General features: G+C 62.5%; 15 protein-coding genes. 7 read left to right on the top strand and 8 right to left on the bottom strand.

Annotated features, from left to right (window positions below):
* Nucleotides 1-62 precede the first annotated feature (62 nt).
* Entirely contained in the window at nucleotides 63-1,511 is a 1,449-nt protein-coding gene (locus tag ACIOTN_RS11575; protein WP_133833731.1) for an amino acid permease, read from the top strand.
* On the opposite strand, the gene pgm is transcribed toward ACIOTN_RS11575, so the two are convergent.
* Nucleotides 1,508-3,106 carry a phosphoglucomutase (alpha-D-glucose-1,6-bisphosphate-dependent) gene (gene pgm, locus ACIOTN_RS11570; RefSeq protein WP_402735390.1) on the bottom strand — a complete coding sequence of 533 codons (1,599 nt, stop codon included), beginning with the start codon at nucleotides 3,104-3,106 and terminating at the stop codon, nucleotides 1,508-1,510. The genes ACIOTN_RS11575 and pgm overlap by 4 nt on opposite strands.
* A gap of 56 nt (nucleotides 3,107-3,162) precedes the next feature.
* On the opposite strand from pgm, the gene ACIOTN_RS11565 reads away from it, so the two are divergent.
* Nucleotides 3,163-3,501 (top strand): DUF4190 domain-containing protein, encoded by a 339-nt coding sequence (locus tag ACIOTN_RS11565; RefSeq protein WP_402735389.1) that lies wholly within the window; start codon nucleotides 3,163-3,165, stop codon nucleotides 3,499-3,501.
* 63 nt (nucleotides 3,502-3,564) lie between these two features.
* Here ACIOTN_RS11565 and ACIOTN_RS11560 read toward each other — a convergent pair whose 3' ends face one another.
* Both ACIOTN_RS11560 and ACIOTN_RS11555 read right to left on the bottom strand, forming a co-directional pair.
* Nucleotides 3,565-5,022: a peptide MFS transporter gene (locus tag ACIOTN_RS11560; protein WP_105658644.1), complete on the bottom strand. Its 1,458-nt coding sequence runs from the start codon at nucleotides 5,020-5,022 to the stop codon at nucleotides 3,565-3,567.
* A 52-nt stretch (nucleotides 5,023-5,074) separates the two neighbouring features.
* Nucleotides 5,075-6,421 (bottom strand): amidase, encoded by a 1,347-nt coding sequence (locus ACIOTN_RS11555; RefSeq protein ID WP_105658643.1) that lies wholly within the window; start codon nucleotides 6,419-6,421, stop codon nucleotides 5,075-5,077.
* Nucleotides 6,422-6,488: 67 nt separating this feature from the next.
* Here ACIOTN_RS11555 and ACIOTN_RS11550 point away from each other — a divergent pair, with 67 nt between their 5' ends.
* Together ACIOTN_RS11550 and pheA are read left to right on the top strand one after the other, a co-directional pair.
* Entirely contained in the window at nucleotides 6,489-6,815 is a 327-nt protein-coding gene (locus tag ACIOTN_RS11550; protein WP_105658642.1) for a rhodanese-like domain-containing protein, read from the top strand.
* Complete coding sequence (gene pheA / locus ACIOTN_RS11545) at nucleotides 6,812-7,735, top strand: prephenate dehydratase (RefSeq protein WP_402735388.1); 924 nt, start codon at nucleotides 6,812-6,814, stop codon at nucleotides 7,733-7,735. Before ACIOTN_RS11550 ends, pheA begins: the two co-directional genes overlap by 4 nt.
* 65 nt (nucleotides 7,736-7,800) lie before the next feature.
* On the opposite strand, the gene ACIOTN_RS11540 is transcribed toward pheA, so the two are convergent.
* Nucleotides 7,801-8,847: a diacylglycerol kinase family protein gene (locus ACIOTN_RS11540; protein ID WP_105658640.1), complete on the bottom strand. Its 1,047-nt coding sequence runs from the start codon at nucleotides 8,845-8,847 to the stop codon at nucleotides 7,801-7,803.
* A 38-nt stretch (nucleotides 8,848-8,885) separates the two neighbouring features.
* Here ACIOTN_RS11540 and serS point away from each other — a divergent pair, with 38 nt between their 5' ends.
* Nucleotides 8,886-10,163 (top strand): serine--tRNA ligase, encoded by a 1,278-nt coding sequence (serS, locus tag ACIOTN_RS11535; RefSeq protein WP_105658639.1) that lies wholly within the window; start codon nucleotides 8,886-8,888, stop codon nucleotides 10,161-10,163.
* Nucleotides 10,164-10,287: 124 nt separating this feature from the next.
* On the top strand, nucleotides 10,288-11,118 hold the full coding sequence (locus ACIOTN_RS11530; RefSeq protein WP_105662175.1) for an HAD family hydrolase: 831 nt from the start codon (nucleotides 10,288-10,290) through the stop codon (nucleotides 11,116-11,118).
* A gap of 9 nt (nucleotides 11,119-11,127) precedes the next feature.
* On the opposite strand, the gene ACIOTN_RS11525 is transcribed toward ACIOTN_RS11530, so the two are convergent.
* From ACIOTN_RS11525 to ACIOTN_RS11510, 4 genes are all read right to left on the bottom strand, one after another.
* Complete coding sequence (locus ACIOTN_RS11525) at nucleotides 11,128-11,730, bottom strand: hypothetical protein (RefSeq protein ID WP_105662174.1); 603 nt, start codon at nucleotides 11,728-11,730, stop codon at nucleotides 11,128-11,130.
* A 112-nt stretch (nucleotides 11,731-11,842) separates the two neighbouring features.
* The gene (locus ACIOTN_RS11520; RefSeq protein WP_105658636.1) at nucleotides 11,843-12,502 is read right to left on the bottom strand and encodes a YitT family protein; all 660 of its coding nucleotides are present in this window, start codon (nucleotides 12,500-12,502) and stop codon (nucleotides 11,843-11,845) included.
* Between the two features lie 179 nt (nucleotides 12,503-12,681).
* Entirely contained in the window at nucleotides 12,682-12,891 is a 210-nt protein-coding gene (locus ACIOTN_RS11515) for a hypothetical protein (protein WP_105662173.1), read from the bottom strand.
* A gap of 21 nt (nucleotides 12,892-12,912) precedes the next feature.
* Nucleotides 12,913-13,536: a pyroglutamyl-peptidase I gene (locus ACIOTN_RS11510; protein WP_105662172.1), complete on the bottom strand. Its 624-nt coding sequence runs from the start codon at nucleotides 13,534-13,536 to the stop codon at nucleotides 12,913-12,915.
* An 83-nt stretch (nucleotides 13,537-13,619) separates the two neighbouring features.
* On the opposite strand from ACIOTN_RS11510, the gene ACIOTN_RS11505 reads away from it, so the two are divergent.
* Nucleotides 13,620-14,828, top strand: a complete 1,209-nt coding sequence (locus ACIOTN_RS11505; RefSeq protein ID WP_105662171.1) for a DNA recombination protein RmuC — start codon at nucleotides 13,620-13,622, stop codon at nucleotides 14,826-14,828.
* The last annotated feature ends 55 nt before the right edge of the window (nucleotides 14,829-14,883 follow it).

Below are 14,883 nucleotides of genomic sequence, written 5' to 3'. Positions count from 1 at the left end.
TGGCTTGTCAGGGTGCTTGGATGGATAGGTTGGAAATTTTCAAGCATCAGGAGATGTAACGCATGACTGAGCCCGCACCGTCCCAGGACGGTCTGAAGCGTGGCCTCAAAGCTCGCCATATGCAGATGATTGCCATTGGCGGCTCGATTGGTACCGGACTATTCGTCGCGTCCGGCGGCACCATTGCCCAAGCTGGCCCAGGCGGTTCGCTGGTGGCCTACGCGCTGATCGGCATGATGGTGCTGCTCCTGATGCAGTCGTTGGGAGAAATGAGCGCCCGCCTTCCGGTCGCTGGTTCCTTCCAGACCTACGCAACGGTCTTCGTGAACCGCCACTTCGGCTTCGCAATCGGCTGGAACTACTGGTTCAACTGGGCCATCACCGTGGCTGCCGAGCTGGTAGCCGCCGGCATCATCATGTCCTACTGGTTCCCTGATGCCCCGGGGTGGATCTGGGCGGCCATCTTCCTGGTGCTGCTCACCGGCTTGAACGCGCTGTCCGCCAAGGCCTTTGGCGAGGGCGAATACTGGTTGGCCGCGATCAAGGTCATCACCGTGGTGGTCTTCTTGATCTGCGGTGTCGCGATGATCTTCGGCATCCTGGGTGATTCCACCCCGGGCTTCAGCAATTGGACCGATGGCGAAGCGCCATTTGTTGGCGGCTGGTTGTCCATCGTCTCGGTCTTCATGATTGCCGGCTTCTCCTTCCAAGGAACCGAACTGATCGGTGTAGCCGCCGGCGAAGCCGAGAACCCCAAGCGCGATATCCCACGCGCCATCAAGGCGATCTTCTGGCGCATCATGCTCTTCTACATCGGCGCGATCTTCGTCATTGGCATGCTGATCCCGTATATGGATCCATCGCTGCTGTCTTCGGAGGCATCGGATATCACCACCTCGCCATTCACCCTGGTCTTCGAGCGTGCGGGCGTAGCATTCGCCGCGGCCCTGATGAATGCGGTGATCCTCTCGGCCATCCTCTCCGCAGGCAATTCCGGGCTATATGCCTCTGCACGCATGCTTTATTCGATGGCGTTGGACGGCAAGGCGCCAAAGATTTTCGCCCGCTTGAACAAGCGCGGCGTGCCGATGCCGGCAATGCTGTTAACCGCCTCGGTAGGCCTCTTTGGCTTCCTGACCGCCATCATCGGCCAAGGCTCGGCATATACCTGGCTGCTGAACGTTTCGGGCCTCTCCGGCTTTATCGCCTGGGTGGGTATCGCGGTGTGCCACTACAAGTTCCGCAAGGCATACATTGCTAGCGGACAGGATCTCGCGAACCTGCCGTACAAGGCGCCGCTATTCCCGCTGGGCCCGATTCTGGCTTTCGTGATCCTGATCGTGGTGATCGCAGGCCAGAACTACCAGGCGATCGTGGATGGAAACCTGCTGCAGATGGCTTCCAGCTACATTGGCCTGCCAATCTTCTTGCTGCTGTGGCTGGGCCACTGGCTGGCCACCCGCAAGCAGCCAGCCGTGGCCATCGACCCATGGACTGCAAAGCTGAACTAGCCAGCTAGCGCAGCATCAACAATCACCCGAGCTTCAGCCAGCACCTGCTGCAGATGCTCGGGTGATTTTGTTGATTCTGCATAGATCTTGTAGATGTCTTCTGTGCCCGATGGGCGCGCGGCAAACCATGCGTGCTCGCTGGAAACCTTCAAGCCGCCAATGGGGAAGCCGGCCGCTTGCGTGGCCTTGGCGGTAATCGGATCCGATGCCAGTTCGGTAGCGGTGACCATCGATGGGTCCAGCTTGCCCAGTACGGCCTTCTGCTCGCGGTTTGCGGGCGCGTCAAAGCGGTCGTAGAAGCTGGGGCCGTGGCGCTCTACCAGTTCGGTATGCAGCTGGCTGGGGCTCTTGCCGGTTACTGCGCGGATCTCGCTGGCCAGCAGGGCCAGCATCAGGCCGTCCTTGTCGGTGCTGAACGCCTCGCCGGAGAAGTCCAAGAAGCTCGCGCCGGCCGATTCCTCGCCGCAAAAAGCGACCCTGCCGGAAGCCAGCGGTTCAACGAAGTACTTGAAGCCCACCGGTACCTCGCGCAGGGTCCGGCCGTGGGAAGCCACCACCTTGTCGATGAGCACCGAGGAGACCAGGGTCTTGCCGATCTGGGCATCAGCCGGCCACTGCGGACGGTGGGTGAGCAGGTAGTCGATGGCCACGGCCAGGAAATGGTTCGGATTCATCAGGCCGGCATCCGGGGTGACAATGCCGTGGCGGTCAGCATCGGCATCGTTGCCGGTCGCGATGTCGTACTTCTCGCGATTGGCCACGAGGGAGGCCATCGCATGGGCGGAGGAGCAATCCATGCGGATCTTCCCGTCCTTGTCCAAGGTCATGAAGCCGAAGCGCGGATCCACGGACTCGTTGACCACTTCGAGGTTCAGGCCGTATCGGCGGCCGATTTCGCCCCAGTAGTGCACCGAAGCCCCGCCCAGCGGATCTGCGCCAATGGAAATGCCGGACTCGGCGATGGCCTTGAAGTCGATGACTTCAGCCAAATTGGCGATGTACAGTTCGCGGAAGTCGAAGGGCCGGGCATTCGGCTCGCCGCGCTTGACCGCTCCGCTGGCCAGCAATTCGTTGGCCCGTGCAGCGATGGGTCCGGTGATTCCGGATTCTGCCGGTCCGCCATGCGGCGGGTTGTACTTGATGCCGCCGTCGGTTGGCGGGTTGTGCGATGGGGTGATGATCAGGCCATCGGCCTGTTCGCCGCCGCTAGCGTTATGTACCAGGATTGCGTGGCTGACCGCTGGAGTGGGAGTCAGTCCGTCATCGGCGAGCACGGTGACGCCGTTGCCTGCCAAAACTTCAAGGGCGGTGCGGTATGCGGGCGCGGAGAGTGCGTGGCTGTCCTTGCCCACGTACATCGGGCCGGTGATCCCCGCACCGTTGCGGTAGTCGACCACGGCCTGGGTGATCGCAGCGATATGCGTTTCATTGAAAGTGGTGTTCAGGGAGCTTCCGCGATGTCCCGAGGTGCCGAAAACGACGGCCTGGTCGGGGTTGCCGCTGGAAGGAACCAGGGTGCTGTAGGCATCGAGTACCTCCTGCAAATTGATCAGGTCTGATTCTTGGGCTGGCTGGCCAGCTCGGAGGTGTGCCACAGATTGCCTTTCAGATTGATGCGCTTATCGCAGTTTCGTAGAAGAATGGTAGGCAAATGAGCTACTACCAGTATCCGCAGAACCCCTACCAACGACCGCCTGAATCCGCCGGCCTCTCGGTGGCTTCCCTGGTGCTTGGCATCTTGTCGTTGCTAGGCTTCACTGTCATTATCCTTGTTCCGCTGGCCGGAGTCATTGCCGGGCACCTGGCCTACCGGCGTGAACCCAGCTCCCGGGGCCTGAGCCTGGCCGGGCTAATTACCTCATGGATTGGATTGGCACTAGCCATAGTCATTTATGCGGTAGCCATCTGGTTCTTCTGGGCATTGTCAACCGGGTTCGGCTACGACTCGTATTACGACAACGTGACCTTCTCACAAGGGCTTCTTCGATAATCCCCGGGCATGAAAAAAGCGGTTGGTTCAAATGAACCAACCGCTTTTCGCATGCTCGAACGCCTAGAGGATCGGGCCCATCAGCTTCTTCAAGGCCGGGGTAGCTGCCATCATGGCAATACCCAGGACAACAGCGGTGCCGCCCATGGCGATGAAGTACGGGATCTCGTTGCCCTCGGTGTAGTAGCCGGCCAGCACACCCGACAGGGTGGTGCCCAGCGAAACCGACAGGAAGAACAAGGCGATCATCTGGGTGCCGAAGGCGGCCGGAGCCAGCTTGGTGGCAATTGCCTGGCCCACTGGCGAGAGCAGCAGCTCGGCAAAGGTGCACAGCAGCAGGATGCCGACCAGCGCCAGCAGCGGGGTCTTCACGAAGGATTCCAGCGGGATGAACAGCAAGAAGGCCGCACCCACAACCACCAGTGCCAGGCCGAACTTCATTGAAGTGCGTGGCTGGCGCTTGCCCAGTTTGGTCCACAATGCGGCGAAGATACCGGCGAAGATGATGATGAAGACCGGGTTGATCGAGGTAACCCAGCTCGGTGGCATTTCCCAGCTGCCCAGGTGGCGGTCCAGGCGCTGATCCGAGTAAGCGGCAATGAAGGTGAACTGCTGCTGGAACAGGGCCCAGAAGGCAGCCGAACCGATGTAGAACGGAATGAATGCCCAGACTTGCTTGCGCTCGGTGGCGTCAACCTTCTTGCTGCGCAGGATCAACGCGAAGTAGATGATCGAAGCGGCGATCACCACGTAGGCGATGGTGCTTGCCAAATTCTCCGGAGTCACGATCTTGGATGCGAAAGCGGCAATGATCAGAACGATCACGGCAGCGAAGATGACCACATAGCGGTTGCGCTCAGAGGCAGGCAGCGGGTTGCTTGGGATGCGGCCGGAGTCCGGCAGCTTCTTGCGTCCAAGGGCATAGATCCCCAGGCCGATAGCCATGCCGACCGCGGCAGCGGCGAAGCCGATGTGGAAGCCGTACTGGACCTGCAGCCAACCGGTGAGCAGTGGGCCGAGCAGCCCGCCGATGTTCACGCCCATGTAGAACAGGGAGAAGCCGGCATCGATGCGCGGATCTTCCTTGGAGTACAGGGAGCCCACCAGGGCTACAGCGTTGGCCTTCAGGCCGCCGGAACCGACGGCAACGAAGATCAGGCCGATAACCAGTCCGGCATAGCCGGGCAGGAGCGCCAGGCCAATATGGCCGATCATGATCGCGATAGCCGAGAAGAACAGGACGCGTTCCGAGCCGAACAGGCGGTCGGAGAGCCACGCGCCCAGGATGGTGGACAGGTAGACAGCGCCGCCGTAGGCGCCGACCAGCGACAGAGCCAGACCCTGGTCCATGCCCAGGCCGCCGTCGGTGACCGAGTAGTACATGTAGTAAGCCAGCAAGCCCTGCATGCCGTAGAAGGAGAATCGTTCCCACATTTCCACGCTGAAGAGGCTTGCGAGCGCACCGGGGTGACCGAAGAAGGTCTTTCCGGAAGCTTTGGTGCTCGTTGTTGCAGTAGACATACGTAATATTTTTCGCCCTTGCCCACCCGAGTACCTACTTATATGGGAAAGGTCACACCTGCATCTGGGCTGCCAGCGCGAGCAGCAGTCCTTCGTCCGAGCGCGGGGAAATCAGCTGAATACTCATTGGTAACCCCTCGTTGGAGTGGCCTACCGGAACGGTGATGGCCGCTACTGAGGCGACGTTCACCATGGAAGTGTAGGGGGTGTACTGGCACTGCAACATATAATCCACATCGGCTGTGGATTGTGTATAGTGCCCGATCTTCGGCGGGATCGAGGCCATGGCAGGGGTGGCCACGACATCGTAGGCGGACCATTGGCGCACGAAGTCGGCCGCAATCTGCTTCAACCTCGAACCTGCCTGCAGGCTCTGTTCCAGCGAGCGGTCGGCGGCACGTCGGCGGAAATCCCTTGCCAAATCGCCGAGCAGCGAATCATCCGCGACCGGAACGTCCTTCAGCCCATTGGTCCACACCGCCGCGAAGGTTTCCGGATAGTCCGTGGCGTAGTGCAGGTTGGCCGGCTGGACGCGATGCCGTTCTCCAAGGCGTTCAAGGCCCTGGGCAAATGAAGCCCGGGCTTCTTGCGCCAGGGTAATTTCATAGACCGGTTCAAACGGGGAATGGATGCTGTACCCAATCTTCAGCCCGTCCAGGCGCTGGGGGTAGCTTCCCTGCAGCAACGGCAGATAGTGGTCCTTGCCGCGCATGGCGTCAAGCAGCAAAGCCGCATCCAAGGCATCATGGGCCAACGGTCCGCTAACCGCTAGCTTCGGTGCGCCCATGGGATCGGTGTAGCCATCAAGGATGTCGCTGGGAACGCGGCCCAAAGAAGGCTTCAGGCCTACCAGCCCGCAGGCGGCCGCGGGGATGCGAACCGAACCGCCGCCATCAGAGCCCGGACCCAGCGGAATCATGCCGGCGGCAATCGCCGCGGCCTGCCCGCCAGAGGAACCGCCCGACGAGCGCGTGGGATCAAAGGGATTGCGTGATGGGGGCGCCACGAGGTTCTCTGAATAGCTGCTCAGCCCGAATTCCGGAACCTGCGTCTTGCCCAGGACCACCACGCCCTCGGCGCGCAGCCTGGCCACCAAGGAGTGATCACGTTCAGCGACCATCGCAGGCATCGCCGCAGTGCCATAGGTGGTAGGCATCCCGGCCACGTCATTGAGGTCCTTGAACGCGGTGGGGAGCCCATGCAAGCGGCCAATGTCGCCACGGGCATGCGCCTGGTCCGCCGCTGCCGCGGCCTCCATCGCATTTTCTGCCACGTGGACGAAAGCGCCAAGGTCCGCTTGCTCTTCGATGCGCTTGAGGTAGTGCTCGGTGACCTCGCGGCTTGAACGCTCGCCGCGGGCCAGCTCGTCTCGCAATTTCAGGGCGCTTGAGGGAAACATGTCGGCTTTCGACGCAGGAAATGACTAGTCTTATAAGCAAACACCCTATGTGAGAGGAATGCTAGCCGTGAGCGATTTTGAGACTGTTTCGGTCAATGATGTCCCGAAGGATGCCTTCATCCTTGACGTGCGCGAAGACTTCGAATGGGAAGCAGGCCGTGCTGCCGGAGCAACCCATATTCCCCTTGGCTCCTTGCCAGAGAAGATTTCCGAGCTTGACCCGGATGTAGACACCTACGTCATCTGCCGTACCGGTGGCCGTTCGGCCCAGGCCGCATCATGGCTCACCGTGATGGGCTACACCGCCTTCAACGTCGCCGGCGGTTCCGATGCGTGGATCGAAGCGGGCTTGCCAATGGAAGCGGATAACGGCCAGGAGCCAACCGTACGATGAACTATGCCTATCTGGGACCTGCTGGCACTTTCACCGAGTCGGCCCTGCTGCAGGTTCCCGGGGCTACCGAGGCGCAGCGGATCGCGGCCTCCAACGTCAACGTGGCGCTGACCATGGTGCGCGAGGGGACCGCGGACGCGGCGATGGTCCCGATCGAGAACTCGGTAGAAGGCGGCGTTTCGGCCACCTTGGACGCCATTGCGCAGGGCGAAGCCCTGCAGATTGTTTCCGAAATCCTGGTTCCGATCACTTTCGTGCTGGCGGTACGCCCCGGCATCGACTCGCTGGAGCAGATCAGGCAGATCTCCACCCACGGGCATGCCTGGGCGCAGTGCCGCTTATGGGCCGAAGCGAATATTCCCGGGGCCGCATTCACCCCGGCTTCTTCCACGGCAGCCGGCGCCCGGGCTCTCGAAGAGGACGAACCGCCGCATGATGCGGCGATCTGCTCTCCGCTGGTAGCCCAGGAGCGCGGCCTGAAGGTGCTGGCCAGCGGGGTCGAGGACAATATCGGCGCGGTGACCCGCTTCATCCTCGTGACTCGTCCGGGAAGGATTCCGCAGCCTACCGGCGTGGACAAGTCAACGCTGATCCTGCCGCTGCCCGAGGACCGTCCCGGTGCGCTGATGGAAATTCTCGAGCAATTCACCGCGCGCGGCGTGAACCTCTCGCGCATCGAATCGCGTCCTACCGGCAAGAGCCTGGGCGAGTACTTCTTCTCCGTCGATATCGAAGGCCACGTGGCCGAGGAACGCGTTGCCGCCGCCTTGTCGGGGCTGCACCGGCTGTCCCCGCAGCTGCGCTTCCTCGGTTCCTACCCAGCCGCCCAAGGCCTGGAGCCGGCCGTGGATACGCATAATTCAGATGCGGCCTTCAGTGAAGCCCGTGCCTGGGTGCAGTCGCTGCGCGACCGGCTTTAAGCAGGCAGCGCGAAGGCCCGGCCTAGCTCCCCGCAAGGGGAAATCGGCCGGGCCTTCGGCATGCGCTACGGGGTGCGCAGGCGCAGGGCGCTCGGGTTCACGGACACCTGCAGTTCGTTGACCTGGCCGGTGGGGTCCCCGTCGATCTGGGTATTCATCGGCTCATCGCAACGCAGCGACACGCCAGAGGTCTGGTAGAAGCTCATCACCGGAATCTTGTTCTTGGCGCGGAATGCGGTCTTGAGCAGGATCCAGGTCCAGCCGGCGGCCGAGCGGGGAGAAAGGATCACTGCGTCGAGCACGCCGTCGTCGATCTTGGCGTCGGGCACGAAATCCAGGCCCTGCAGCTTTCCGCAGTTGGCGAAGAGCACCGAACGGACCTTGCGGGTCTGCCAGCTCTCGTCGCCCGAGAGCTTGAAGCTGACCTTCTTGCGCTGGCCCGGCAACTGGCGCAGGCCGGCTTCCGAGTAGGCCAGCCAGCCGACCTTGGATTTCAGCTCTTCGTTGGTGTCGTCAAACAGGTCGGCGTCGGTGCCCACGCCGGCGATGACCAGGAAAGCATGATCCGCCTCCTTGCCGTCCAGCAGCTGCAGCTTCATGTGCCCGACGTCGATCCGGCGAACCATCCCGCGCACTGCCACCAGCGCCGCGGTGTGCAGGTCATCGAGCGGAATATCCACGTTGCGGGCCAGCAGGTTGCCAGTGCCCAGCGGCAGGATTCCCAGGGATGCGCCGGTGCCTTCGAGCACTTCCGCGACGGCGCGGATGGTTCCGTCGCCACCTGCGGCAATAATTGTGTCGCATTGCGCATCGAGTGCTTCACGGGCTGCATCCTGGCCGGCGTTGTCCTTGGTCGTTTCAAGGACCAGCGGTGCTTCCAGGCCCGCTTCAGCGCAGACGCGGACCACGGCTTCCCTTGCTTCGTCAGCACCTGACTTGGAAGGATTGATGACCAGGGCCACCTTGGTAGCCGCTGCCTGTTCAGCCGCTTCGGGCTGCTTGATCAGCGGTTTGCTGTAGTTCGAAAGCTTGCGCACCGAATACCAACTGGTCGCCGCGGCGGCAGCTGCAGCAGCCACGGCAGAGAAAACGATCACACGATTTGTCTGCATAATGCTCTCATCGTACTCATGATTGCTACCCTTAACATGTGATCGACCTGAAAATGCTCACCGAAAATCCGGATTTGTACCGTGCCTCGCAACGCGCGCGCGGTGCCGACGAGTCGTTAATTGACCAGCTGCTGGCAGCTGACACGGCACGTCGTGAAACCATCGCCACCTACGAGCGCCTGCGTGCCGAGCAGAATGCGTTCTCCAAGAAGGTCGGCAAGGCCAAGGGCGACGAGCGCGCCGCCCTGCTTGCCGAGGTCAAGGAGCTCGCTGCCGCGGTGAAGTCCGCCCAGGCCGAGTCCGACGCGGCCTCCGCCAAGTGCACCGCACTGCAGCGTTCCATCCCCAACCTGATCATCGACGGCATCCCGGCCGGCGGCGAGGATGACTTCACCGTCGTCAAGCACGTGGGCACCGCCCGCGACTTCAAGGCCGAGGGCTTCGAGCCGCTGGACCACCTGCAGATCGCCGAGAAGCTGGACGCCATCGACATGGAACGCGGCGCCAAGGTTTCCGGCTCGCGCTTCTACTTCCTCAAGGGCATCGGCGCCCGGCTGGAAATCGCGATGATGAACATGGCCTTGGATGTGGCCATGGCGCACGACTTCATCCCGATGATCACCCCGACCCTGGTCCGCCCCGAAACCATGCAGGGCACCGGCTTCGATGTCGAGCACGACGACGAGATCTACAAGCTCGAGCGCGACAACATGTACCTGGTCGGCACCTCGGAGGTGGCCCTGGCCGGCTACCACGCGGACGAGATCATGGATCTGGCCGACGGCCCGATCCGCTACGCCGGCTGGTCCTCCTGCTACCGCCGCGAGGCTGGTTCGGCCGGCAAGGACACCCGCGGCATCATCCGCGTGCACCAGTTCAACAAGCTGGAGATGTTCGTCTACGCCAGCGTCGAGGACGCCGAAGCAGAGCACCAGAAGCTGCTGGCCATGGAAGAGGACATGCTCGGGCGCATGGAACTTCCCTACCGCGTGATCGACACCGCCGCCGGGGATTTGGGCATGAGCGCCGCGCGCAAGTTCGACTGCGAAGCCTGGGTTCCTACCCAGGGCACCTTCCGCGAACTGACCTCGACCTCGAACTGCACCACCTTCCAGGCCCGCCGCCTGAATATCCGCGAACGCGAGATCATCGACGGCAAGGCCGGCAAGACCCGTTCGGTGGCGACGCTGAACGGCACCCTGGCGACCACCCGCTGGCTCGTGGCGATTCTGGAAAACCACCAGAACCCGGACGGTTCGGTCAACGTGCCCAAGGCGCTGCAGCCCTACCTTGGCGGACTCGAAGTACTCAAGTAGCCAATGACCGGCCATTTGCCGGCTGCCCCTCGCGGGCAGCCGGCAAATGCTTTTAACCGGTTGTTCACTTGGCGCTGTGCCTTGGGTCATCGCCAAAAACCCGCGGTGGTGGTTAACTTGAGCCATGACTGTTATGACTAAGCTCGGCAACGATGACCGGCTGACCAAGCAAAAATTGATGATTTGCCTTGACGTGGATGGCACCATCGTCAACCACCAGGGGGAAATGAGCCAGCGCGTGCGCGATGCCGCGCGGGCTGTAGTGGCCCAGGGCCATGAGGTAATCATCTCCACCGGCCGCTCCTTGGGTGCGGCCCTGCCCATCATGGCGGAACTGGGCATCGACCATGGCTATGTCGTGGTCAGCAACGGCGGCGTGCTCGCAAAGGTGTGCCAGGATGAAGTCGAGATCCTGCACCGCGAGATCTTCGACCCGTCGACAGCGCTCAAGGCGCTGCGCGACCAGCTTCCCAAAGCCAAGTACGCCTTGGAAAACGAGCGCGGCGAATTCCTTTCCAGCGAAACCTTCGGCGACATGAGCTTTGGCGCCGAGAGCAAGGTCGTTGATTTCGGCGAGCTGGTCAACAGCAAGGCCGTGCGCGTGGTGGTTTTCTCCACCGACAACACCGCCGAGGAATTCGGGCATGCCGTGCAGAGCCTGGGGCTCTCCGGGGTGACCTACTCGGTGGGCTGGACCGCTTGGCTGGATATTGCCGCCGAGGGTACCACCAAGGCCAGCGGCCTGGAGCGGCTGCGGGCGATCCTGAAGTTCGATTCGAAGGACTCGCTGGCAGTAGGCGATGGCCGCAATGACGTCGAAATGCTGCAGTGGGCCGGACATGGCGTGGCCATGGGCCAAGCGCCGGATGAGGTCAAGGCAGCGGCCGACGCCGTGACTGAAGGCGTTGACCAGGATGGCCTGGCCATCGTCCTGGAAGGGCTGCTGGGCAGCTAGCACCAGAGTCTAGAGCTGGTCGGTGTATTCCAGCAGCCGGGCGATCGCTGCCCGCGCGCCCAGCTCGTCGTTGTAGCCCGAACGCACGATCGCCGCAGATACTGCCTGGGGAGTGATTCCCAGGATCCCGGCGACCGCTTTTTGCTGCCCGCGCACACCGGGAGTCAACAGGTCAACGACGGACCATTCGGCCTCGGTGCGGGTGCGGATCCACTGTCCGAGCATGCGCAGCAGGCCCTCGAGCTCGCCGTCCATCTCGTCATTGCCCGAGGAAACGCAGATCGGGACCCTTTCGCCGCGGTGGCTGGCCGCCTCCAGCGCGCCGAGCGCGCGCCGCGCCGCCCTGCCCTCGACCAGGTCGGCCTCTACGGGCACCGGCTCGTACAGGCTGCCGATGCCCAGCCCGATATTGCAGAAGTTCAGCCGTGCCACGCGCAGCAGCGCGTCGACGGCGGCATCGGGGTCACTGGGCACTCCGAGCAGCAGCTGCCCGCTGAGCGCGGTGAACGGCGCGTGGGTGTCGACTTGTTCCAGCTGGTGCCAGAGCTGCTCGCTGGCGGCGGCAACATCGGTGACCGAGCGGGGCCGGGGGCTGAGCGCAACGACAAACATGATTCAAGTATTGCGTGTGCAACCGGGTTTGTCGCGCACTGTGCGGCACTTGGCGGCTAACGGTGCTGCTCCAGCCTGATGCTGGTCCGCCGGCTGGCGGGATCAGGAGGAACTAGGACAGGGTGCTGCTGGGCGCGCCCTGCTGGGCGGGCAGCGCAACGGTCGTGTACTTGAAGAAGAACTGCGTAGCGGGGCCAATCAGCAGCGCATAAGCCACCGTGCCCACGCCCACCGGACCGCCGAGCAACCAGCCGATCCCCAGCACGCACACCTCGATAATGGTGCGCAGCAGGCGGATCGATTTGCCGGTGCGCAAATGCAGCCCGGTCATCAGGCCGTCGCGCGGGCCGGGGCCGAAATGGCAGCCGATGTACAGGGCGCCGCCAAGGCCATTGACGGCGATGGCGCCAACCAGGGTCAGGATCTGCCAGCCCAACCCGTGGACATCAGGGATGAGCCAGAGAAAGAAGTCCAGGCCAAGCCCGATGAGCAGCACATTGGCGACGGTGCCCAATCCTGGCCACTGCTTGAGCGGAATCCAGGCCAGCAGCACCACGACGCCGACGATGATCACTATCGTTCCCAGCGACAGCGGAATGTAGTTGGCCAGGCCCAGGTGAAGCACATCCCACGGATCCACGCCGAGCTGGGCGCGGATCAGCAGTGCCATGGCCAGCGCAAAAAGCATGAGGCCGATGAACAGATTTGCAAGACGCAGGGGGAGCTTTCCGGCACGCAGCTGATCGAGCGGAGTGAGATTATGCAGGGTCATGATGCTTCAAGGCTAGCCCTGCGCTGAACCCCGGCAGTAATCCCGCAAGTATCAGATGGTCACATTCCTAGTCCCAGTCCAGCCATGGTGCAGCGAGCCCCGAGACAACCAGGGCGAAAGCTCCGATGAAAAGAAAGCCGATGGCAAGCGAAAAAAGAACCATCCAGCGGGTGGGACTGCTATTCATTATCGGATCCAGGCTTTCGTTTCATCATGATCCCGGTCAAGCGGGCCACCGAGTAGACGGCGCCAAACAGGGGAATAGGCATGGCTAGGGCCAGCGGTATGGCGGTGCGCACACAGCGTTCGCGGAGGAACTGCACCAGCACAAAGAGCGTGCCCAGCGCCCACAGCACCAGAATGCCAACTTCCAGGCCGTCCAGTGCCATTACCGCTTCCATGAAAGCAGTCTATCCACCGGGGGCGAGGCTTCCCAGTATCGCAATGCCCAGGGCCGACGATAGCTGGCTCAGGTCCCCGGGCCGAGGTTGGCTGGCCGATGCGTCGGTTTCAGCACCAACCGTGGCTTGAACCCCTGGCGGGCGCAGTGCGGGAACATGGATGAACAATGCCGGGACCGGTTGGGAATACGCCAAATACGCAGTGTGGTTGCACACGAAACGCCCGGCATCCTCGGAGACCCTTGCCTCATAGCCTGCGGCGAGCAGGGCGCGGACGGCCGCTGCTGGATCAAGTGTGGCATCCAAGCGTCCCGGCGCATTCGCCTTGATGGCCGCTGACCGTGGCTGGGCGCCATCATTGTCGGGGATGCGGGCATCATCTTCGTTAAAAGCCCATCGCTCCGGCGTGATTGCATTCCGGCCGCCGGCTTCGCCGACGCAAATCAGCGCATCGGGCTGGTGCTTCGCCAAGAGCGATTCGAGTGCTTTGCCGGAGGCCGCGAAGGACACCGGAAGCATGGCGGTGAGGACCTGATGCTCGCCCAGCTGCCTGGGAAGGCTGGAAACGGCTTCCTGGCTGGCATTGAATTCGTCGTTGCCGAACGGCTCGAAACCGGTGACCAAAATATGCATGGACCCATTATGGGCCCAAACTGTCGGTGTCCGCTGATAGGACTGAGGCAATGGTCCGCTCGACAGTTCTTGGTTAGGTGCTCATGGTAATCGCGGTTTTTGTACTCGTCATCCTGAATATTCTGGCAACGGCATGTATTGCCTTGCTGCTGGTGCGCAGGACATCCGGCTCTGATGGCACCCAGATCCAGGACTCGGTGCGTGCTGCTAATGCGGAGCTCCGGCAGGAACTGGGGACCCAGCGCACCGAACTGCGCCAGGGGATGGGCGAAGTGCGTACCGAGATCGACGCCAAGCTGACCGCGATGGCAGAAGCCAATGCGAACCGCCATCTGCAGGTCCAGGGGCTGCTCCAGCAGGAAATGGAGAAACTGCGCTCGGGCAATGAAGCCAAACTCGAGAAGATGCGCGAGACGGTGGACGAGAAGCTCCAGGGGACCTTGGAGAAGCGGCTGGGCGAATCCTTTGAACTGGTCAGCAAGCGGCTGGAAATGGTGCAGAAGGGGCTGGGGGAAATGCAGAGCCTGGCCCAGGATGTCGGCGGGCTGAAACGCGTGCTCACCAACGTGAAGAGCCGTGGTTCATGGGGCGAAGTGCAGCTTTCGCGCCAGCTGGAAGACATCCTCACCGCAGAGCAGTACGAGCAGAACGTGGCGGTCGTGCCCGGCAGCCGCGAGGTCGTGGAGTTCGCGGTGATCCTGCCCGGGCGGGATGCCGGAACGATCTATCTGCCAATCGACTCCAAGCTGCCGCAAGAGGACTACGAGCGCCTGCTCGATGCCCAGGAGCACGGCGACAAGGCCGTCATCGCCGCTGCGGGCAAGGCGCTGGACCGGGCGATCCTTGAGCAGGCCAAGCTGATCTCCAGCAAGTACATCGCCCCGCCGTACAGCACCGACTTCGCCATCATGTACTTGCCCACCGAGGGGCTGTTCGCCGAGGTTGTGCGCAGCCCGGGGCTGGCCAGCAAGCTGCAGGCCGAGCACCGGGTGCTGGTCACGGGGCCGACCACCCTGATGAGCCTGCTGAACTCCTTGCAAATGGGTTTCCGGACACTGGCCATTGAGAAGCGCAGCAGTGAGGTGTGGCAGGTGCTCTCGGCGGCCAAGGAAGAGTTCCGCAAGTACGGAGATGTCTGGGACAAGCTGGGCAAGCAGCTGGCCACGGCGCAGAACACGGTGCGCGATGCCGGTACCCGGACCCGTGCGGTGGAGCGGAAACTCAAGGACGTGCAGACCCTGGAAGTTTCCGCGCAGGAAGATGTGCTCAGCGGAATGCTGCCTGAAGCCTAGCGCCGGGCAAGTCCGGGTCTCCGGCAGTGAACCGGCAGCAAAAGCAATGGCGGCG

The organism is Glutamicibacter sp. NPDC087661, from assembly GCF_044743275.1.
Taxonomy (GTDB): domain Bacteria; phylum Actinomycetota; class Actinomycetes; order Actinomycetales; family Micrococcaceae; genus Glutamicibacter.
This window is presented reverse-complemented; position numbering and strand designations above follow the sequence as displayed.